The sequence below is a fragment of the Kitasatospora sp. NPDC049258 genome (genome assembly GCF_040678895.1).
In the GTDB taxonomy this organism is placed as follows: domain Bacteria; phylum Actinomycetota; class Actinomycetes; order Streptomycetales; family Streptomycetaceae; genus Kitasatospora.
The window spans coordinates 26,474-44,902 of the sequence record NZ_JBFAQT010000038.1; the positions used below are offsets into that span (position 1 = coordinate 26,474).

Annotated in this window: 20 protein-coding genes; 7 read left to right on the forward strand and 13 right to left on the reverse strand. The window is 75.7% G+C overall.

The features are described 5' to 3' along the window. Positions 1 to 55: 55 nt before the first annotated feature. The gene (locus AB0K43_RS25390) at positions 56 to 910 is read left to right on the forward strand and encodes a carbon-nitrogen hydrolase family protein (protein WP_363643544.1); all 855 of its coding nucleotides are present in this window, start codon (positions 56 to 58) and stop codon (positions 908 to 910) included. Positions 911 to 931: 21 nt separating this feature from the next. Here the strand turns inward: AB0K43_RS25390 and AB0K43_RS25395 are convergent, their stop codons facing one another. The 4 genes from AB0K43_RS25395 to AB0K43_RS25410 all read right to left on the reverse strand — a co-directional run bounded on the left by AB0K43_RS25395 (position 932) and on the right by AB0K43_RS25410 (position 3,452). Further along, on the reverse strand, positions 932 to 1,246 hold the full coding sequence (locus AB0K43_RS25395) for an SHOCT domain-containing protein (protein ID WP_363643546.1): 315 nt from the start codon (positions 1,244 to 1,246) through the stop codon (positions 932 to 934). A gap of 32 nt (positions 1,247 to 1,278) precedes the next feature. Beyond that, positions 1,279 to 1,698: a DUF6325 family protein gene (locus tag AB0K43_RS25400; protein WP_363643548.1), complete on the reverse strand. Its 420-nt coding sequence runs from the start codon at positions 1,696 to 1,698 to the stop codon at positions 1,279 to 1,281. A 15-nt stretch (positions 1,699 to 1,713) separates the two neighbouring features. Next, positions 1,714 to 2,124 carry an SHOCT domain-containing protein gene (locus AB0K43_RS25405; RefSeq protein WP_363643550.1) on the reverse strand — a complete coding sequence of 137 codons (411 nt, stop codon included), beginning with the start codon at positions 2,122 to 2,124 and terminating at the stop codon, positions 1,714 to 1,716. Between the two features lie 68 nt (positions 2,125 to 2,192). Further along, positions 2,193 to 3,452 (reverse strand): DUF2254 family protein, encoded by a 1,260-nt coding sequence (locus tag AB0K43_RS25410; RefSeq protein ID WP_363643552.1) that lies wholly within the window; start codon positions 3,450 to 3,452, stop codon positions 2,193 to 2,195. 255 nt (positions 3,453 to 3,707) lie between these two features. Here AB0K43_RS25410 and AB0K43_RS25415 point away from each other — a divergent pair, with 255 nt between their 5' ends. Beyond that, entirely contained in the window at positions 3,708 to 6,497 is a 2,790-nt protein-coding gene (locus AB0K43_RS25415; RefSeq protein WP_363643554.1) for a LuxR C-terminal-related transcriptional regulator, read from the forward strand. Between the two features lie 120 nt (positions 6,498 to 6,617). Next, entirely contained in the window at positions 6,618 to 6,842 is a 225-nt protein-coding gene (locus AB0K43_RS25420) for a hypothetical protein (RefSeq protein ID WP_363643556.1), read from the forward strand. Between the two features lie 229 nt (positions 6,843 to 7,071). Here the strand turns inward: AB0K43_RS25420 and AB0K43_RS25425 are convergent, their stop codons facing one another. After that, a complete protein-coding gene (locus AB0K43_RS25425; RefSeq protein ID WP_363643558.1) occupies positions 7,072 to 7,860 on the reverse strand; it encodes an oxidoreductase in 789 nt (262 codons plus the stop codon). An 86-nt stretch (positions 7,861 to 7,946) separates the two neighbouring features. On the opposite strand from AB0K43_RS25425, the gene AB0K43_RS25430 reads away from it, so the two are divergent. Both AB0K43_RS25430 and AB0K43_RS25435 read left to right on the forward strand, forming a co-directional pair. After that, positions 7,947 to 8,285, forward strand: coding sequence for a hypothetical protein (locus AB0K43_RS25430; protein WP_363643560.1), 339 nt, complete (start codon positions 7,947 to 7,949; stop codon positions 8,283 to 8,285). A gap of 133 nt (positions 8,286 to 8,418) precedes the next feature. Continuing rightward, positions 8,419 to 8,772, forward strand: a complete 354-nt coding sequence (locus AB0K43_RS25435) for a UBP-type zinc finger domain-containing protein (protein ID WP_363643562.1) — start codon at positions 8,419 to 8,421, stop codon at positions 8,770 to 8,772. A 32-nt stretch (positions 8,773 to 8,804) separates the two neighbouring features. Here AB0K43_RS25435 and AB0K43_RS25440 read toward each other — a convergent pair whose 3' ends face one another. Continuing rightward, positions 8,805 to 9,743, reverse strand: coding sequence for a DUF5996 family protein (locus tag AB0K43_RS25440; protein ID WP_363643564.1), 939 nt, complete (start codon positions 9,741 to 9,743; stop codon positions 8,805 to 8,807). Positions 9,744 to 9,902: 159 nt separating this feature from the next. Between AB0K43_RS25440 and cobF the strand changes: the two genes are divergently transcribed. Further along, positions 9,903 to 10,661: a precorrin-6A synthase (deacetylating) gene (gene cobF, locus AB0K43_RS25445; RefSeq protein ID WP_363643566.1), complete on the forward strand. Its 759-nt coding sequence runs from the start codon at positions 9,903 to 9,905 to the stop codon at positions 10,659 to 10,661. Here cobF and AB0K43_RS25450 read toward each other — a convergent pair. Further along, complete coding sequence (locus AB0K43_RS25450; protein ID WP_363643568.1) at positions 10,641 to 10,823, reverse strand: hypothetical protein; 183 nt, start codon at positions 10,821 to 10,823, stop codon at positions 10,641 to 10,643. The genes cobF and AB0K43_RS25450 overlap by 21 nt on opposite strands. A 173-nt stretch (positions 10,824 to 10,996) precedes the next feature. Here AB0K43_RS25450 and paaI point away from each other — a divergent pair, with 173 nt between their 5' ends. Continuing rightward, positions 10,997 to 11,401, forward strand: coding sequence for a hydroxyphenylacetyl-CoA thioesterase PaaI (gene paaI / locus AB0K43_RS25455; protein ID WP_363643610.1), 405 nt, complete (start codon positions 10,997 to 10,999; stop codon positions 11,399 to 11,401). A 25-nt stretch (positions 11,402 to 11,426) separates the two neighbouring features. On the opposite strand, the gene AB0K43_RS25460 is transcribed toward paaI, so the two are convergent. The 6 genes from AB0K43_RS25460 to AB0K43_RS25485 are packed head-to-tail and all read right to left on the reverse strand — an operon-like array spanning position 11,427 to position 18,304. Beyond that, on the reverse strand, positions 11,427 to 12,014 hold the full coding sequence (locus AB0K43_RS25460) for a TIGR03086 family metal-binding protein (RefSeq protein ID WP_363643570.1): 588 nt from the start codon (positions 12,012 to 12,014) through the stop codon (positions 11,427 to 11,429). Positions 12,015 to 12,017: 3 nt separating this feature from the next. Further along, positions 12,018 to 13,400, reverse strand: coding sequence for a lysine 2,3-aminomutase (locus AB0K43_RS25465; protein ID WP_363643572.1), 1,383 nt, complete (start codon positions 13,398 to 13,400; stop codon positions 12,018 to 12,020). Beyond that, a complete protein-coding gene (locus tag AB0K43_RS25470) occupies positions 13,397 to 15,121 on the reverse strand; it encodes a class I adenylate-forming enzyme family protein (protein WP_363643574.1) in 1,725 nt (574 codons plus the stop codon). Before AB0K43_RS25470 ends, AB0K43_RS25465 begins: the two co-directional genes overlap by 4 nt. Positions 15,122 to 15,156: 35 nt before the next feature. Next, positions 15,157 to 16,497: an FAD-dependent oxidoreductase gene (locus tag AB0K43_RS25475; RefSeq protein WP_363643576.1), complete on the reverse strand. Its 1,341-nt coding sequence runs from the start codon at positions 16,495 to 16,497 to the stop codon at positions 15,157 to 15,159. Beyond that, positions 16,494 to 16,715 carry an acyl carrier protein gene (locus AB0K43_RS25480; RefSeq protein ID WP_363643578.1) on the reverse strand — a complete coding sequence of 74 codons (222 nt, stop codon included), beginning with the start codon at positions 16,713 to 16,715 and terminating at the stop codon, positions 16,494 to 16,496. The genes AB0K43_RS25475 and AB0K43_RS25480 overlap by 4 nt, the downstream gene beginning before the upstream one ends. Continuing rightward, positions 16,712 to 18,304, reverse strand: a complete 1,593-nt coding sequence (locus AB0K43_RS25485; RefSeq protein ID WP_363643580.1) for an amino acid adenylation domain-containing protein — start codon at positions 18,302 to 18,304, stop codon at positions 16,712 to 16,714. Before AB0K43_RS25485 ends, AB0K43_RS25480 begins: the two co-directional genes overlap by 4 nt. Positions 18,305 to 18,429 lie beyond the last annotated feature (125 nt).

Genomic DNA, 18,429 nt, shown 5'->3' on the forward strand with positions numbered 1-18,429 from the left:
CGGGCCATCGCCCGGCCGCTGCCAGGACCGGTGCGGTCGGGTAGGTTGGGGGGTCATGGGTGATCTTGAGGTGCTGCCGGCCGGGCCGTTGGTCGTGGCGGCCGGGCAGGCGGGGTGTGTCGGGCTGGATGTGGTCGCCAATGTGGGGGTCGCGGCCGGGTTGGTGCGGGAGGCGGCCGCTCGGGGGGCCGGGGTGGTGGTGCTGCCGGAGCTCTTCCTGACCGGGTACGAGCTGGCGGGGATCGCGGCCGATCCGCGGGGGTGCACGGTGGGTGCCGCGGACTCCCGGCTGGATCCGCTGGCCGCCGCCTGCGCGGAGACGGGGACCGCCGTGGTGGCCGGGGCGCCGGTGCGGGACGCCGGGTCGGGGGCGCTGCACATCTCGGCGCTGGTGCTCGGGCGGGACGGGCGGTTCGCGGCGCGGTACGACAAGCAGCACGTCACGCCGAGCGAGCGGGCCGCCGGTTTCGCACCGGGCACCCGGGGCTGCACCGTCGAGCTGGACGGCTGGCGGCTCGGGCTCGGCATCTGCTGGGACGCGGGCTACCCCGAGCACGCGCGGGCCGCCGCGCTGGACGGCTGCCACGCCTACCTGGTCGGGGCGATGCTCGGCCGGGGCAGCGGGGCCCGCCAGCGGGCGACGGTCTTTCCGGCCCGGGCCCTGGACAACACCGCGTACGCGCTGCTGGCCAACCACAACGGCCCGAGCGGCCCGTACCACGGCTGCGGTGGCAGCGCGGTCTGGAACCCCGACGGGACGCTGCTGGTGGAGGCGGGCGAGGCGGACACCGCGCTGGCGGTGGCCCGGCTCGATCCGGGGGTACTGGCGCGTGCCCGGGCCGAGGAGCCGGTGCTGGTGGATCCGTCGCTCACCGCCCCGGTGCGCCCGCGCGGCGGCGTCCGGCTGTGAGCGCGGCGGGCCCGCGCCCGCTCAGCCGCCCAGGATGCGGGCCTTCGCGGCGGCCAACTCCTGGTCCGAGAGCACGCCCTGCTGGTGCAGCTTGCCCAGCCGCTCCAGGCTGCTGATGTCCTCGTCGGTGAGCCCGCCGGCCGGAGCCGGGGGCGTGGCGGGCGGGGGTGCGGCCGGCGGGGGCGCCTGTGCCTCCTGCTGCGCCGTGGCGCGCTCGTCCTGGCGCCGGGAGACCCGGCCGGAGACGGCGGTCGCGGTACCGGCGACCACCGCGGTACGGGCGGCCATGCCGAGCACGCCCGGGCGACCGGCCCGGCGTACGGAGCGTCCCAACATCGGGTTGTCCCTTCCTGGTTCGGGCCGCCGGCTCAGCCGGCGGCCTCCAGTGCCTGCTCGACCACGGGGGCGGGGATGCGCTCGTGCTCCAGCAGCACCCCACCGGCCCGCCGGACGGCTCCGGCGATGGTGGCGGCCCAGCTGTTCTCCCAGATGAGCAGGGCGGCCGAGGAGTCGGGCACCAGTTCCTCGGCGATCTGGGCGAGGTCCTGCTCGCTGAACAGGCCCTCGATCTCGCCGTCGATGTCACGGAAGACCAGCGCCTCGTCCGGCTCCAGCGCCTCCAGCTCCAGATAGCTGACCGCGCCGTCGGCGTCCTTCTTGATGAAGGTCAGGTCCAGGATCCGGACCGTGCCGTTCCCGACCAGCCGTTGCAGTTCGGGGGCGATCTCGCCGTTGAAGCGGTTGCCGGGGAAGGCGATCACGACATACTCCACCGGACCCAGGTCCATCGCACAACTCCCTTCTCAGGCCAGCACTTTGGCCTTGGCCTGCTGGTACTCCTGCTCGGTGAGGTCGCCGCGCCCGCGCAACTCGGCCAGCTTGGCCAGCTGGTCGGCATGGCTCGCGCCGCCGTCGTCGGCAGCGTCCCGGACGTACGAGCGGAACTGCTCCTCGCGCTTCTGCGCCACCTTCGCGCTGCGCTCGCCCATGCCCCTCCCCCGGACGATCAGGTAGATGAAGATGCCGAGGAACGGCAGCAGGACGACCACGATCGCCCAGGCCGCCTTGGCGCCACCGCCGAGCGAGTCGTCGCGGAAGATGTCGTCGATGACCCGGACCAGCAGGAAGATCCACAGGATCCAGAGGAAGATCTCCGCCATGGTCCAGAAGAGGTCGAGCAGGGGGTAGTCGCCGGCCAGTGACGTAGCGATCATGTTGTGCCTCCCGGGCGCCCGCGACCGCTCGGCCGCACAGCCGCTCTGCCTCCAGGATGCGTCCGCGCTCACCCGGCCGCGTCACCCGCGGCGGGTGACGGGGGATCGTCGGGGTCGAGCGCGCCGTCGGGGCCGAGGGCGGGGAAGCGGCGGGCCAGTTCCGCCTCCACCCGGTCGAGCCTGGACGCCAGCGGGCCGCCCGCCTCCGGGCCGGCCGCCGCGGCCAGGTGGTGCAGCAGCGTACGGATCCGGCCGAGCACCATCGGCGACCGCGCGGCGGCCACCACGACCTCGTCCAGGCCGGTGCGCAGGTACTCCTCCCCGGTCGGCAGCCGGACCAGCAGCCGCACCACCCCGGCGCCGTCCGTGAACCGCAGCATCCGGGCCGGCCGGGCGACCGTCCGGCCGAGCAGGTCCTCCAGGTCGTCCAGCGCCTGCACCGCGGTGGCCGGGTCGTTGACCGCCGGGGACAGCGCCCGCAGGGCGATGTCGGCCAGCAGCCGGAAGGCGAACAGCGGATCCTGGTCGAAGCTCCGCTCGATGCCGGTGCGCAGCCCTTCGAGCACCGCGGAGTCGGGCACGGCGGGGCCTTGCGCGACGGGGCCCGGCGCGGCGGGGCCGTGCACGTCGACGACCGGGGTACCGCGCTGCAGGGTGGTGCCGGGCGCGGCCCGCAGGACGAGGACCGCGTCGGCCGCCCGGGCGGACGCCACCAGCCGGTCCACGTCGATCTGCTGGAGCACGGCCGGCGGCCGAGGCCAGCGCACCGTCGAGCGCAGCGGCGGCAGCGGCGGCGGGGCCGGCGGCGGCGGGCCCGCGTACAGGGTGTCCAGGACGGCCCGGCCGCGGACCGCGACCGAGTCGAGCACGGGCGCCAGCTGGATGGCGGCGAACGCCCTCAGCTGGAGCGCGCGCAGCAGCACCAGCATGGCCAGCAGCAGGATCAGCGTGACGATCGGCACCACCACCGAGACCTCGGTCCGGTCGCCGATCGCCAGCGCGGCGGTGACCCCGAAGACCGCCAGGCCGACCGAGAAGGCGAAGGTGCGCCAGACGATCGGGGCGTCCCGGAAGAGCGTCAGGCGCGGGGTGAAGGTGGTCGCCGCCCACTGCAGGACCAGGAACAGCAGCGAGAAGACCACCGTGACGGCACCCAGCACGCCGAGCCCGAGCCCGAGCAGCAACTCGGCGGTCTGCCGGGCCGGGACCTGGGGGCCGGCGGTCGCCCTGGGCACCACCAGCCCCAGGCCGAACCCGACCAGCGCGCCCAGCAGTTGGGCCAGCCCGGCCCGCAGCCGCCGCCGGCGGGCCGGCAGCGCGTGGGTCACGCGGGCACGCCCCCTCACCCCGTCACCGGGCGCCGAGCGGCCGCGGGCCAGGGCGGCCGAGCCGCCGCGAGAGCTTCCATCGGACCTCCGCCCGTGCGGGGCCGACCGCCGGCCTCCGCCCGTACAGGGCCGAGCGTGGGCGCCGCAGGCCGGGTGCGCCTCACCCGCCGCGGGTGACCGCGACTGGCGGCCGGGGCCGGGCGGCGGTTCAGTGGAGGTGTCGCCGACCGCCCTCCCGCGAACCGGGGTGAGCCCATGTTCGACCCCGCCCGCCCCGACCCCGCCCGCCCCGACTCCCCCGCCGTGCCGCCCGGCGGTGACCCGGCACCGGCCGGCGACCCCGTCCTCGCCGCCCGGTTCGCCGTCCCGGCGGTGCCGCGGACGCTGGTGCACCGCCCGGCGCTGCTGGCGCGGCTGACGGCCGGCGTGCGGGGGCCGCTCACCTTCGTCAACGGGCCGGCCGGCGCCGGCAAGACCCTGCTCGCAGCGCACTGGCTCGACCCCACCGCGGGCCGGGCCCCGGGCACCGCCGTCTGGCTGACCCTCGAACCCGGGGACACCCCGGACACCTTCTGGGCGTACGTCCTGACGGCGCTGGGCCGCCGGGGGGTGCGGCTGCCGGACGGGCCGGGCGGGTCGGGCGGCCCGGACCGGGCGCCGGGCGCCGGCGGGGTGGACCGGCGGCTGCTGGCGCGCCTCGCCGAAAGCCTGGCCCAGGCACCCGAACCGGTGGTGCTGGTGCTGGACCAGTCCGACGCCGTGCCCTCGCGCGAGGTCGCCGACGGGCTCGCCTTCGTCCTGCGCTGCGGCGCGCCGGGGCTGCGGCTGGTGATGCTCGGCCGCAGCGAGCCGCTGCTGCCGCTGCACCGCTACCGGGCCGCCGGCGAGATCACCGAGATCCGCAACGCCGACCTGCGGTTCTCGGCCGAGGACGCGGACACCCTGCTGCGCGACCACGGGCTGACGGTGTCCGAGGGGGGCCTGCGGATGCTGGTCGGCCGCACCGAGGGGTGGGCGGCGGGGCTGCGGCTGTGCGCGCTGGCCATGCAGCGGGCCGGCGACCCGGAGGCGTTCGTGCGCGAGTTCGCCGCCGACCGGACCACCGTCGCCGACTACCTGCTCACCGAGGTGCTGGAGGCGCAGCCGCCGGCCACCCAGGACCTGCTGCTGCGCGCCGGCGTCACGGCCCGGATCCACCCCGGCCTGGCGGACGCCCTGACCGGACGGCGCGACGGCGAGTGGACGCTGGCCCGGCTGGCCCGGGCGAACGCCTTCCTGGAACCGGTGGACGGCTCCGCCTGGTACCGGCTGCACCCGCTGTTCGCCGAGGTGCTGCGGGCCCATCTGCGGCACCGGTACCCGGGGTTGGAGCCCCGGCTGCGCCGGCGGGCGGCCCGCTGGCTGGCCGGGCAGGGGCTGCTCGCCGAGGCCGTGGCGCAGGCGGCGGCCGCCGGTGCCTGGCGGCTCGGCGCGGAGCTGGTGGTGGGCGAGCTGGCACTGGGCCGGCTCGCCGCCGGTGCGGCGCCGGACCGGCTGGACCAGTTGTTCGCCGGCCTGCCGCCCGGGACCCCCGGCGCGGCGCCGGCGCTGGTCGAGGCGGCCGTCCGGCTGGCCGACCGCGACCCGGCGGGCCTCGCCGCCGCGCTGCGCCGGGCGGACGCCCGGCTCGACCGGGCCGGCGACCCGGCGGCCCGGCTCGGCGCCGCCTACCTGGGCGTGCTGGGCGCACGGCTGGCCGGCGACCCGGCGGCGACCGGACGGGCGGCGGCGAGCGCCGACCGGCTGATGCCCCGGGTGGCACCGCCGCTGCTGGCCCGGCACCCGGAGATCCCGGCGGCGGTGCTGGCCGGGCACGGCGCGGCCGAGCTCGGTGCCGGCCGGCCGGCATCGGCGCGGGCGCACCTGGCGGCCGCGCTGGCGCTCCGCGCTCCGCCGGGGGCGGAGTACCCGCCGGGCGACTGCCTGGGGTCGCTGGCGCTGGCCGAGCTGCTGCTCGGGCGGCTGGGCGCGGCCCGGACGCACGCGCAGGACGCCCTGGCGCTCGCCGAACCCGCGACGCGCCCGGCCGCGCTGGGCCGTCTCGTACTGGCCGGGATCGCGAGCGAGCAGGACGAGCCCGCGGCCGCCCGCGACCACCTCGCCCATGCCCTGAGCACCGGCGCCATCGAGCCCGCCAGCGCGGTGGTGGCGGCCGTGGTCGGCGCCCGGTCGGCGGCCGCCGCCGGGGAGCCGGCGGCGGCGCTGGCCGTCCTCCGGGCGGCCGGGTCGCGGCTGCGGGAGGCGGGGCCGGGGCTGTCGCCCTGGGCCGCCGGGGAGCTGGCGATCGCCGAGTCCGCCGTCCACCTGGCCGGGCCCGACCCGGAAGCGGCGCTGGCCGCCCTGGCGGGCGCCGACCCGGCCCGCCCGGAGTCCGCGCTCGCCCGGGCGCGGGCGCTGCTGGCGGCGGGGAACGACCCGGAGGCGGCGGCGGTGCTGGCCGGCCTGCCGGCGGAACGCGACGGCGCCCGGCCGGACGGCGCCACGCCGGGTGGCGGGACCGGCGAGGGCGACGGGGTCGGCGAGGACAGCTGGCCGGCGGGCGCGGTCGGCCGGGTGGAGCTCTGCCTGCTGCGGGCTCAGCTCGCCGAGCGGCGCGGGGACACCGGCTCGGCTCGGCGCCTGCTGGGCCGGGCGCTCACACTGGCCCGGCCCGAGGCGCTGCGGCGGCCGTTCACCGAGGCCGGACCCTGGCTGCCCGGCGCGCTGCGCAGCAGTCCGCAGCTGGCGCAGGCGCACGGCTGGCTGCCGGCCCGGCTGCTCGGACGGACGGCGCGGCCGTACGCGGTGCTGGGCGGGCGGCTGACCGTGCCGGTCGAACCGCTGAGCGGGCGGGAGCGGGAGGTGCTCGGCCAGGCCGCGCAGTTGCTGTCCACCGAGGAGATCGCGGCCGAGCTGTACGTGTCGGTCAACACCGTGAAGACGCACCTCAAGAGCGTCTTCCGCAAGCTCGGCGTCAACCGCCGCAGCGAGGCCGTCCGGCGGGCCCGCGAGCTGGGGCTGCTGTGAACGCCACCGGGCGGGCGCCTCGCCCGTTCCGGGCGAGGACACCGGGGTGGCCCGGGCGGAGGATGGTGCCGAGGACGGCGGGGCACCGCACCGGTGGCGGCCGGAAGGGATGAGGATCGTATGCGCTACGAGTTCCGCGTCGCCGGCCTGGTCTCCCCGGCCCTGGCCGAGGCCTTCCCCGAGCTGGCCCACGCACCCGTCCCCGAGCAGAGCCTGTTCCTGGGGGCGGTCACCGACGAGGCCCACCTGTACGGGCTGCTGCTGCGCTTCCAGTCCGTGGGTCTGCGGGTGGTGGAGCTGCGGCAGCTGCCGGAGGCGACGGCCGGGGCCGGCCGTGAGGGGTGAGCCGTCCGGGTACGCCCGCTGCGCGTTCGGGGTCGGCCGTCCGGGCCCGGTGACGGCGCAGCAGCTTCGGCGGCGGCGCCTCGGCCGCTCGGGGCGCGTCCGGCTCTGCCCGCCGCGCCGGCCGCCGTCCCGGCTGCGGCACTGTCGCTGGGGCTCCGGGGCCGGCCGGCCGCGCGACGCCACCTGACCGGCCGGCGGTGACCATGTCGTGGCGTCCGAGCCGCGGTGATCAGGTCGTGGTGATCAGGCCGCCGTCGATCACGAAGTCGGCCCCGGTGACGTTGCCCGCGCGCCCGCCCGCCAGCAGGACCACCAGGTCGGCCACCTCCTCGGGACGGGTGAAGCGGCCGGTCACGGACTGGGCGGCCGCACCGCGGACCACGTCCTGCGGCCGGGCACCGCCGGCCCTGGCCACCGTCGCCGCGACCCCGTCCTCGGACAGCCACAGCGCCGTCTCGACCGGCCCGGGGCTCACCGTGTTGACCCGGACGCCCTGCGGGCCGACCTCCTTGGAGAGCGACTTGCAGAAGTTGGTCAGCGCCGCCTTGGCCGCGCTGTAGTCGATGACGCCCGGGTCCGGGAGGAAGGCGTTGACCGAGCTGACCGTCACGATCGAGCCCGCGCCGCCCGCGACCAGGTGCGGCAGCGCGGCCCGGGTGGTGCGGACCGCGGCCAGGAAGTTGACCGTGAGCGCCCAGATCCAGTCCTCGTCGGTGACGGAGCCGAAGCCGCCCGTCCGGGGTCGCACCGCGCCGACGTTGTTCACCAGCACGTCCAGGCCGCCGAACCGGGCGACGGCCTCGGCGATCAGCCGGGCCGGACCGTCCGGCTCGGTGAGGTCCACCGCGACGGGGTGCACCGGCGCCGATCCGGCCAGCTCGGCGAGCTCGTCCGTGACACCTCGGGCGGCCGCCAGCACGCTCGCCCCCTCGGCGACCAGCGCCCGGGTGACGGCCAGCCCGATCCCCCGGCTGGCCCCGGTCACCACGGCCACCTTGCCGGTCAGTTGAAGGTCCACCGGGTACTCCTTCGCGAGGCACGGGCGCACGGACTCCACTGGCACGATCCCAGCAACGGAGCGGCCCCGCACCTTACGATCGGGGCATGTCCAAGCATTCCGGCTCGTCGCTGTCGCTCTGGTCCGAGAACTCCGTGCTGTCGATCGGTTCGGTCGGCTCGGCGCTCTCGATCGGTTCGGTCGGCTCGGTGCTGTCCATCGGCTCGATCGGCAGCGCGCTGTCGATCGGTTCGATCGGCTCCGCGCTCTCGCTGGTCTCGGCCGGCTCCTGGCTGAGCACCGGCTCGGTGCTGTCCGAGCGCTCCCGCTGGTCGGTGCTGTCCTCGCGCTGCTCCGGCGGCGGCGTGCTGACCGCCGGGCTGGTGGCCGCGGTGGCCTGCGCCGCGCTGGCCGCCGGGGGGCGGCGGTCGGCCCGGAAGCGGTGAGCGGCCCGGAAGCGGTGAGCGGCCGGCAGCGGCGGCGGCGCGGCGGCCGCGGTCGTACGCTGCGAACAGGCGCCCGCACCCGAGCGGGCCCGGGCCGCGGCGACTCGCGCGCCGCAGCAGGGAGGTACCCCGAATGGCCGAGGAACTGATCCCGGGCATCGACCCCACCGCGAAACCCAGCGGCGAAGGCTGCGCCGACTGCCTGGCGGTCGGGGGCTGGTGGCTGCACCTGCGCCGCTGCGCGGCGTGCGGGCGCATCGGCTGCTGCGACTCCTCGCCCGCACAGCACGCCGGCGCGCACGCGCGTGCGGCCGGCCACCCGTTCATCACCAGCTTCGAGCCCGGTGAGGACTGGTTCTGGAACGTCGAGACCGAGGAGTACTACGAGGGCCCTGAGCTCGCCGAGCCGCTGGCGCACCCGCTGTCGCAGCCGACCCCCGGGCCGAGCGGCAGTGTCCCCGACGACTGGCGGCAGCACCTGCACTGAGGGTGCCTGCCCGCCGAGGGGCCCTGCGGCGGTCAGCGGGCCGGCAGGTACGGGTCGGTGATCCCGCCGGGGCAGGCCAGCGCAGCGGCGTCCCAGCCCGCCCGGCGGGCTCCGGCCAGGTAGGCGCTCTCGAAGAAGTCGAGCACGGCCGCCCGCGGGTCCGCGGCGGCCCGGGCTTCCTCGTAGCCCAGTACGGCCAGGTGGCTGCCCTTGCGCGGCACCCAGCGCGCGGCCGGCGGGTCGAGCGGCTCCCCGTCCAGCCCGGCCGGCTCGGGGGCGGTGTAGGAGTAGAAGGCCGGCGCGGGGAACTCGTCGTCGCCGAACCAGAAGCCGAAGCTGATCACCTCACGGGAGTACGCCTCCCTGGTCACCGGGTCGGCCTGCGGGGGCAGTTCGGCCACCCGGTCGGAGAACCGGGTGTGGGCGATGTCGAAGGTGTGCCAGAAGTGGTGCACCGGGCTGGACTTCCCCGAGAAGCGGGCCGCGAACTCCTCCAGCACCAGCGCCACCTGGCTGAGCACCTGCCAGTACCGCAGGGCCTTGGCCGGGTCGTAGGCCGCGTGCTCGGTGTCCTCGGCGAACGGCCGGGCGGCGTCGGGGAGGTCGAACGGGCGCGGGTGCTCGATCTCCGCCCGGACCCCGAGCCCGGCCAGGGTCGCCAGGGTGTCGCGGTGGAAGTCGGCCACGGAGCGGCCGAGCAGCGGGAAGGAGGCCTCCCGGCCGTCCAGTGTGGCGGCGACCAGCCGGTGCCCGACGAAGTCGAAGTCGAGGGTGAAGACCGGGCCGCCGTCGGCCCAGCCGGTCGGGCGGGTGGTGATGCCCCGGCCGGTGAGGTGGAAGGGCACGTTCCACCAGTGGTTGCGGCGCATGCTCCCGGCCAGCCGGATCTTGCCCACGACCTGGGCGAACCGGTGCAGCGTCTCCTTGGTGTCCTGCCAATCGGCCAGCGGGATCGGTGGGAACAGCTCCATCACGCAGCCCCTTCCTGGCCGGCCGCCGCGGCGGTGCCGGCACCCCCTCCTCCATCTCCTCCATCATGACGGCACGGACCGGTGGCGACATCTCACCCGGACGGCTCCCGGGCACCCCCGTGCGCCCGGCGGTCCCGTCCGCACGGCACAATCGCTGCCATGCAGCAGATCCTCGTCATCGGCATCGGCGCGGGCGACCCCGACCACCTCACCCTGCAGGCGGCCAAGGCCCTCGCCCGCACCGATGTCTTCTTCATCCTCGACAAGAACGAGGAGCGCCAGGACATGATCCGGCTGCGCCGGCAGATCCTGGCCGAGCACGCCAAGCCGGACCACCGCGTGGTCGGCGTCCCGGACGCCGAGCGGGACCGCACCACGCCGGCCTACACCGCGGCGGTGGACGACTGGCGCCGCCGGCGGGCCGACCTGGTCGAAGGCCTGCTGGCCGAGCACCTCGGCCAGCAGGAGACCGGCGCGTTCCTGGTCTGGGGCGACCCGAGCCTGTACGACAGCGTGATCGCGGTGGTGGAGGAGGTGCTGGCCCGCGGCGCCGCGACCTTCGAGTACGAGGTGATCCCCGGCATCAGCAGCGTCTCGGCGCTCGCCGCCCGGCACCGCACCACGCTGACCCGGGTCGGCCGGCCGGTCCAGATCACCACCGGCCGCCGCCTCGCCCAGGGCTTCCCCGAGGGCGTGGACGACGTGGTGGTGATGCTCGACGGGCGGGCGGCCTTCACCGAGATCGACCCCGAGGGCCTGGAGATCTTCTACGGCGCCTACCTCGGCACCCCGGACGAGATCCTCGCCGCCGGTCCGCTCGCCGAGGCCGCGCCGCGGATCCGGGAGCTGCGCGAGCAGGCCCGGGAGCGCAAGGGCTGGATCATGGACAGCTACCTGCTACGGCGCTCGGAGAGCTGACCCTGCACCCCCCGCCGGGTCGGCGCCCGACCCGGCGGGCGAGGGCGCCGCCGCGGCCGAAAGGTCCTGCGCCAGCGAGTCGCTGAGTCTGCTGAGCAGCAGCTGGAAGGTGGCGGCGTCGTGGTCCGAGAGCTGGTCGCGCGTGGGGTTCGGCTGAGGCATGGGGGGAACGCTAGAGCCCCGCGCTCAACGACCGATAAACGAAATCCGGCCAACCTCCGCACCGGGTGCGATCGTTGACAGTGACTCCGGCAACCGATCTAATGCGGTCGTCACAGCACGCCGGGAGAGCGCAGGTAGGCATGGGTACGGAGACCGATCCGCTCGCGCTGAGCATGTCCCGCGCCAAGACCCTGTACGACCAGGACCCGGTCTGCCGATCGCTGGGGATCACGCTCGGCGAGGTCGGGCCGGGGCGGGCCACCGTGCGGCTGCGGCTCACCGGGGACATGGTCAACGGGCACGGCATCGCCCACGGCGGCTTCCTCTTCCTGCTCGCCGACGCCGCCTTCTCGTTCGCCTGCAACACCCACGGCCCGGTCACCGTGGCGCAGGGCGCGCAGGTCAGCTTCCTGCGGCCGGCCGCCGCCGGCGACGAGCTGACCGCCGAGGCGGTGGAGCGGGTGCGGGCCGGCCGGCACGGGGTCTACGACGTCACCGTCCGCAAGGCCGACGGCACGGTGGTGGCCGAGTTCCGCGGCCAGAGCGTGATGCTCTCCGGGGAGCTCCGACCGAGCTGACGCCGCCGGGCGCGCCGGAGCGGCCTCAGGCGGGCCAGCTCGGGGAGCGGCCGAGGTCCGTCAACAGCCGGTCGAGCGGGGTCGCGTCGGCCGGCGGTGGGAGCCGGGGGCGGAAGCCCGCTCCGGGGCGCAGCCGGCGGGGGGTGTCCGGTACCTCGCGGTCGGCGATGTCCGCGACCTCCGCCAGCAGTTCGGCCTCGAACGCCACCGGGCGGCCGAGTGCGCGGGCGACGTCCCAGGTGTGCACCAGGTAGTCGAGCAGGTGGAAGGAGACCGCCCGCCGCCCCGCGAACGGCACCGCCGGGTCGATCCGCGGCAGCCAGAACTCCCGCTCCAGCACACCCGCCGCCCCGAAGGCGGTGACCACCCGCTCCGCCGAGGCCCGGTAGTCCGCCACCGGGCCGCCGCCGGCCGGCCGGTGGTCCCAGGCCGAGCGGTCGGTCCGCTCGCCGTCGGCGGCCGCCGCGAACCCGTGGTTCTCGGCGGTCATGTGCTCCACCAGCCGGCGCAGGTCCCACTCCGCGCACGGGGTGGGCAGGGTCCACTGGTCGGCCTCGACGAGCGAGACGGCCGCGACGCTGTGCCGCATCGCCAGCCGGTGGAGTTCGAGCATCGTTCAGGCCTTCCTGCCGTACCGGTCGGCCCACCAGCGGCGGCCGGACTCGGGGAGGGTGGGGATCGGGTCGTAGCACGGGTAGCGCCGCCCGGCCTCGGCCGGGTCGGCGGCGGTCCGGGCCTCGGGCGCGGTGCGGTAGCTCTTGGTCCAGTACGAGACGCCGCGCTCGCGGTCGTAGTCGACGACCTGGTGCACCCAGCGCTTGCCCAGGTCGGGCACGTCGTTGACGATCCGCGGGGTGGCGTAGCCGGGCAGGTACCCCATGATGTCCTCCTGGAGCCGCTGGGCCTCGTGCACGGCGACCCGCCAGTGCTCGGCGTTGGGGATCATGTCGCACAGGTAGAAGTAGTACGGCAGGATGTTGGCCTCGCCCTGGAGCGCGAAGCAGAGGTCCAGCAGGTCGCCGGCGGTGGCGTTCACCCCGCGCATCAGCACCCCTTGGTTGCGCACGTCCCGGACCCCCGCGTCCAGCAGCGCCCGCGCCGCCTCGGCGACCAGCGGGGTGACCGACCGCACGTGGTTGGCGTGGGTGTGCACGGCGAGGTTGACGGACCGCCGGGCCGCCACCGCGGCGACCCGGGCCATCCCCGCCAGCACGTCGGCCTGCAGCCAGTGCTGCGGCAGGCCGACCAGCGCCTTGGTGGCGAGCCGGATGTCGCGGACCGAGCCCAGCTCCAGCAGCCGCAGCAGGAAGCTCTCCAGCCGGGGCCAGGGCACGTTGGCCAGGTCGCCGCCGGAGACCACCACGTCCCGCACCTGGGGCGTGCGCTTGAGATAGTCGAGCATCTGCTCCTGGCGGTCGGCCGGCCGCAGCACCAGGCGCGCCTTGGTGACCTGCGGGGTGGAGTTGCCCACCAGGTCCATCCTGGTGCAGTGCCCGCAGTACTGGGGGCAGGTGGAGACCAACTCGGCCAGCACCTTGGTCGGGTAGCGGTGGGTCAGCCCCTCCACCACCCACATCGCGGCCTCGTGCAGCGAGTCGCGCTCGGCCAGCGGGTGGCTGGGCCAGACCTGCTCCCGGTCGGAGCGGACCGGGAGCAGGTAGCGGCGCAGCGGGTCGGCCAGGAAGGCGTCGGTGAAGGCCGCGGGCCGACCCGGCGCGCCCGGCGCCATGGTGTTGAGCATCTGCGGCGGCACCAGCATCGACATGGTCGCGAACTGCTGCCGGTCGGCCTCCAGTTCGCGGTAGAAGCGCTCCTCCAGGAGGTCGCCGACCACGGCCCGCAGCTGCCGCGCGTTCTGCACGCAGTGCGCCCGCTGCCACTGGGCGTCGCGCCACTGGGCCTCGGTGACGTCCCGCCAGCCCGGCAGCCGTCGCCAGTCCGGTTCGACCAGGGCGCTGCGGACGTACCGGTACGGCTGCCGGGCGGTGTCCTCGCTCATCGGTCCGGGCTGTCCGGACCGCCGGTGAACAGGGTGGCGTAGCGGGTGCGCAGCTCGCGCTTGAGCACCTTGCCGGTGGGCCCGAGCGGGAAGTCGCCGCTCTCCCGGACGATCCGCACCGCGGCCAGGCCGGGCAGGCCGGCGCCGGCCAGCGCCTTGTCGGCGGCCTCGCGCACCGCCGACGCCCCGGTACCGGCCGCCTCGGCCTGCAACTTGACGACCGCGATGGGCAGTTGCCCACCGCCGTCCGGCCCGGGCACGCCGACCACCGAGCAGTCCTGCACCAGGTCGGCGCAGTCGGCGAGCAGGACCTCCTCGATCGGCAGGCTGTGCAGCGGGCCGTCCGCGGTGTCGATCACGTCCACGGTGCGGTCCAGGTGGTAGAACCGGCCCTCGGCGTCCCGGCGGGCCACGTCCCCGGTGAGCCAGTAGCCGGCCAGTTCGAAGCTGCTGGTCAGCCGGGGGTTGTTCCAGTACCCGGGGGTGCGGGACGGGGTGACCACACCGAGCAGGCCGACCTCGCCGTCGGGCAGCTCGGTGCCGTCCTCGGCGAGCACGGCGGCCTTGCGGACCACCTCCAGCGGCTTGCCGACGCAGCGGTCGTTGCGCTCCGTCTCCGGCGAGGTGACCTGGCCGAACAGCGCCATGCCCATCTCCGAGGAGCCCAGCCCGTCGATGAACTGCGAGCCGGACAGCGCCGGTTGCTCGTCCCGTTCCTGTGGCAGCAGCCAGGGCCTGATCAGGCCGGCCGGCCGCTCGCCGAGCTGCACCAGCCGCCGGATGTGGCCGTAGTGGGCGCTGTCGCCGGTGTTGAACCAGGAGTGCACCTTGGCGGCTCCGGCGACCGGGAGTTCACCGGTGGCCAGCTCGACGAAGGTCCGCGGGAAGGAGGCCACCATGGTCGGCCGGAAGGCCTCCATCACCGGCTCCACGACGGCGCGCCGCCAGTCCCCCATCACCACGGTCGGCAGCCCGAGCAGGGTGGCGGTGAGGAAGTAGCTCAGGCCGCCGGCGTGGGTGTGCGGCATCAGCGACATCAGCCGGTCGTACGGCTCGGCCGGGAAGCGGACCATCCGCGGCTGCTTGCCGTCCCAGAACTGGCGGTGCGCGAGCATGGTGGACTTCGGCGTCCCGGTGGTGCCGGAGGAGTGGATCAGCGCCACCACGTCGTCGGCGGCGTGCCGGTACGGGTACTGCTCCGGCAGCCCGGCCGACTCCGCGTCGAAGGCCTGCACCTCGGCGGTGAGCGCGATGAACCGGGGCCGGCGCTGCGGGTCGGCCCGGTAGGCGGCGGCGAGCCGGGTCGGGTCGTCGGCGACGATGCCGACCACGCCCACGTGGTCGAGGTAGCGGAGCATCACGTCGGGGCGCATGGCGTCGTTGATCAGGGCCGGCACGGCGCCGAGCGCGGTCAGGGCGAAGAAGTGCAGCAGCGGCTCCAGGCCTTCGGCGACCACGATGCCGACCGGCTCCCCGGGCCGCACGCCGTTCGCGTGGTACCACTTGGCGTACCTGTCCCGGTGGGCGGCCAGGTCGAGCAGGCTGTGGCCGCGCAGCACGACCTGGCCGCGGTGGTCGGTGTGGTGGCCGAAGGCGAACGGCACGGCGCGGTTGGGGTTGACCGCGAGGGCGTGGTCCAGGAAGTTGCCGGCGCCCAACTCCGGCTCGGTCATCAGCTGCTGTCGTACGGCGAGCGGGGCTATCGGGCTGGTCTCGTGCATCGCTGTCTCCCAACCGGACTGTCTGTGAGGGTGGTTCAGAACTGGTACGGGACCTGCCGCGGTGCCAGGAGCTCGGCCGCGACCCGGTGGCCGGAGCGGACGGCGCCCTCCATCAGACCGAAGAACTCGGTGCTGGTCTCGGTGCCGGCCCAGTGCACCCGCTGCTGCGGGGTGGCCAGCCGCGGGCCGAGCTCGGTCCAGTCGCCGGGGCCGAGCAGCGCCGCGTAACAGCCGCTGCTGTACTGCTCGTTGACCCAGTCGGTGAGGTGGCAGGCGGTCGGCGGCGGCAGCTGCGGGAACAGCCGGCCAGCCTGGGCGACGGCCTCGGCCCGCTGCCGCTCGGGGGTGAGGGCCGCGAAGCGGTGCGCCTCGGCGCCGGTGACGAAGCCGGTGAGCACCCCGGGCCCGCCGCCGGGTGGGGTGTCGTCCACGGTGGACAGCAACGGCCCCTCGGCGTTGACCGACCAGCCGGACAGGCCCTGGGCCCGCCAGTACGGCTCCGGGTAGACCAGCTGGACCTTGATCGCGCAGCCGCGTGCCGTCCGCCCGCTGCTGCGCCGGGCGGTCGACGCGGGCCGGTACGCCAGCGCGTCGGCCAGCAGCGGCGGCAGCGCGACCACCACCGCTTCGGCCCGGGTGGCCCCGCTCGCGGAGTGCACGGTGACGCCGGCGGCGTCCTGGTCGATCGCGTGGACCGGGTCGGACAGCCGCACCCGCCCGCCGAGGCGCTCGGCGAGCCGCTCGCAGAGCTGGTGGGCGCCGCCGGCCACCCGGTCCTGCTGGGCGCCGCCCTCGAAGGCGTTGAGGTAGCGGATGCCGCCGCCGGAGCGCAGGTAGAAGGCCAGATGCAGGACGGAGATCGCGGCCGGGTCGGCGGCCATCATCTCGCCCAGGAAGAGCGGGAAGAACAGCCGGGCGTCCGGGTGGGTGAGGTGCTGCTCGGCCCAGTCGGCGGCGGTCAGCGCGTCCAGTTCGGCGGCGCCGGGGGTCAGCCACGGGGCGTCGACGCGGACTGTGGCGGTGAGGTCGGCCAGCAGGTCGAACATCCCGCCCAGGGCGACCGCGTCGAGCGGCGGGAAACGGCCCGCCCGGGTGCCGTCGGACGCCGTGCCGAGCGCGAAGCGGCTGTCGCCGACCAGCTCGGTCGGCACGGTCTTCAGGCCCGACTCGTCGATCAGCGCCAGCAGTTCGGTGTGCCGGTCGCCGAGGTAGGCGGCCCCGGCGTCGACCCAGCGGCCGGGCGCGACCTCGATCCCGTGGGTCCGGCCGCCGACCCGGTCGCGGGCCTCCAGGACGGTGACCTCGACCCCGGCGCGGGCGAGGTCGACGGCGGCGGTGAGCCCGGCCAGGCCGGCTCCGACCACGACCACGCTCATCCGGCGGCACCCGCGATCTTCTTGGCGAGCGACTCGGGGGTGGGGGCGGCCAGGAAGTCCTCGAAGGACAGCTCCACGCCCGACTCGCGGGCGACGGCGCTCAGCACCCGGGTCGCGATCAGCGAGTCGCCGCCGAGTGCGAAGAAGTCGGAGTCGGGGGTGATCCCGTCGGTCTCCAGCACCCGGCCGAAGACCACCATCACCGTGTCCACGCTCATCGCAGGCCTCCTTGACCTTGTTCCGTGTGCTGCTCGGCCCCCTGCCGCTCGGCCGCCTTCTGCTCGGCCGCCTTCTGCTCGGTGTGCCGGCGGTGCGTGCCGGCCCGGTCGACCTTGCCGCTGGCGGTGCGGGCGAGGTGGGGCACGACCTCGATCCGGCCGGGCACCAGGTGTCCGGGCACCCGGGCCGCCAGGTGGCCGCGCAGCTCCGCGGCGAGGCCCGCGGCGTCGGCCCGCGGGCCCGGCACCACATAGGCCACCAGCGTGGTGCGGCCGGCCAGGACGGCGCCCGTCACGGCCGCCGCGGCGACCCCGGGATGGCCGGTCAGGTGGGCCTCGACCTCGGCCGGGTCGACCCGGATGCCGCGCACCTTGACCTCGCCGTCCAGCCGGCCGCGGTGCACCAGCATCCCGTCCGCGCCGCGCTCCACCCGGTCCCCGGTCCGGAACCAGCGGGCCTGTCCCGCGCCGAACCTGGCCTCGGTGGCCGCCGGCCGGCCGTGGTAGCCGAGCGCGAGCGCCGGGCCGCCGATCATCAACTCGCCGTCCTCGCCGATGCGTTCGAGGACGTGCGGCAGCGCGAGGCCGATCGGCACCCGGTCGGCCGAGCGCCAGGGCCGGTCGAACCGGGGCGCCCGGGGGCCGTGCAGGTCGACGGCGTGGGTCACCAGGGTGGTCTCGGTGCTGCCGTAGGTGTTGACCAGGCGGATGTCGCCGGTCGCCAGCTCGCACCAGTCGGCCAGCCGAGCCGGGCTCGCGGCCTCGCCGCCGATCACCACCAGCCGCACGCAGGACGGGAGGGCGGCCGGGTCCTCGGCGAGATGGCGCACCAGCTCGTGCCAGTAGGCGGTCGGCAGGTCGAGCACGGTGATCCGGCGACGCTCCAGCATCCGCAGGAAGCGCGGGAAGGAGCCGCAGTGGGCCTCGTCGTCGAGCACCAGCGCGGCTCCGGCGGTGAGCGCCGGCAGGATCTCCTCGAAGCAGGTGTCCCAGTTCAGCGAGGCGAACTGCAGCACCCGGTCGTCCGGGCCGAGTTCGAACAGGTCGCGCAGCGCCTGGACGGCGACCCCGATCGCCCCGTGCGGGACGGCCACCGGCTTCGGCGCCCCGGTGGAGCCCGAGGTGAAGAGGATGTAGGCCGGGTCGGGCTGCTGCGCGCCGGAGCCGGCCGGGCCCGGAACACCGGCCAGGTCGACCGGCCGATGGCCTGACTCCGAGGGGGGAAACGTTTCTGCATCGACCACCGTGCGGCAGCCGGCCGCCGCCACCATGGCGCGCTGCCGGTCCGCCGGAAAGGCCGGATCGATCGGGCAGTATGTACCGCCCGCGGCCAGCACCCCGAGCAGCTCGGCGACCAGCGCCGGAGAACGGGAAGTTCGGACACCAACCACACCCGGCCGATCACCCAGCCGTGCCGCCACCCGGCTGACCAGCTCGTCCAGCTCGCGATAGGTCGATGTGCGGCCATTGTGCTCGATCGCCACCCGATCGGGATGACCCTCGACAATCTGCGTGAACACGTCAATCAAGTCCGAGGCGACCGGACCGACACCACGAGTCCCTAAAATGACCGCTCCCCCAACCGCCACGGAGAACGCCCCTTTGCGCCCTCGGTAATTCAGGGGGACTGTACCGGCGGCGGGGGGTGGCCACAACGGGTTGCAAGTTGCCAATCACTCGTGAATTCGCTTGCCCCGCAAGCATCCTGGGCGAA

Coding starts and splice junctions, on each gene's coding strand:
- AB0K43_RS25390 (WP_363643544.1), top strand. CDS start 56: ATGGGTGATCTTGAGGTGCTGCCGGCCGGGCCGTTGGTCGTGGCGGCC.
- AB0K43_RS25395 (WP_363643546.1), bottom strand. CDS start 1,246: ATGTTGGGACGCTCCGTACGCCGGGCCGGTCGCCCGGGCGTGCTCGGC.
- AB0K43_RS25400 (WP_363643548.1), bottom strand. CDS start 1,698: ATGGACCTGGGTCCGGTGGAGTATGTCGTGATCGCCTTCCCCGGCAAC.
- AB0K43_RS25405 (WP_363643550.1), bottom strand. CDS start 2,124: ATGATCGCTACGTCACTGGCCGGCGACTACCCCCTGCTCGACCTCTTC.
- AB0K43_RS25415 (WP_363643554.1), top strand. CDS start 3,708: ATGTTCGACCCCGCCCGCCCCGACCCCGCCCGCCCCGACTCCCCCGCC.
- AB0K43_RS25420 (WP_363643556.1), top strand. CDS start 6,618: ATGCGCTACGAGTTCCGCGTCGCCGGCCTGGTCTCCCCGGCCCTGGCC.
- AB0K43_RS25430 (WP_363643560.1), top strand. CDS start 7,947: ATGTCCAAGCATTCCGGCTCGTCGCTGTCGCTCTGGTCCGAGAACTCC.
- AB0K43_RS25435 (WP_363643562.1), top strand. CDS start 8,419: ATGGCCGAGGAACTGATCCCGGGCATCGACCCCACCGCGAAACCCAGC.
- AB0K43_RS25440 (WP_363643564.1), bottom strand. CDS start 9,743: ATGGAGCTGTTCCCACCGATCCCGCTGGCCGATTGGCAGGACACCAAG.
- cobF (WP_363643566.1), top strand. CDS start 9,903: ATGCAGCAGATCCTCGTCATCGGCATCGGCGCGGGCGACCCCGACCAC.
- AB0K43_RS25450 (WP_363643568.1), bottom strand. CDS start 10,823: ATGCCTCAGCCGAACCCCACGCGCGACCAGCTCTCGGACCACGACGCC.
- paaI (WP_363643610.1), top strand. CDS start 10,997: ATGTCCCGCGCCAAGACCCTGTACGACCAGGACCCGGTCTGCCGATCG.
- AB0K43_RS25460 (WP_363643570.1), bottom strand. CDS start 12,014: ATGCTCGAACTCCACCGGCTGGCGATGCGGCACAGCGTCGCGGCCGTC.
- AB0K43_RS25465 (WP_363643572.1), bottom strand. CDS start 13,400: ATGAGCGAGGACACCGCCCGGCAGCCGTACCGGTACGTCCGCAGCGCC.
- AB0K43_RS25470 (WP_363643574.1), bottom strand. CDS start 15,121: ATGCACGAGACCAGCCCGATAGCCCCGCTCGCCGTACGACAGCAGCTG.
- AB0K43_RS25475 (WP_363643576.1), bottom strand. CDS start 16,497: ATGAGCGTGGTCGTGGTCGGAGCCGGCCTGGCCGGGCTCACCGCCGCC.
- AB0K43_RS25480 (WP_363643578.1), bottom strand. CDS start 16,715: ATGAGCGTGGACACGGTGATGGTGGTCTTCGGCCGGGTGCTGGAGACC.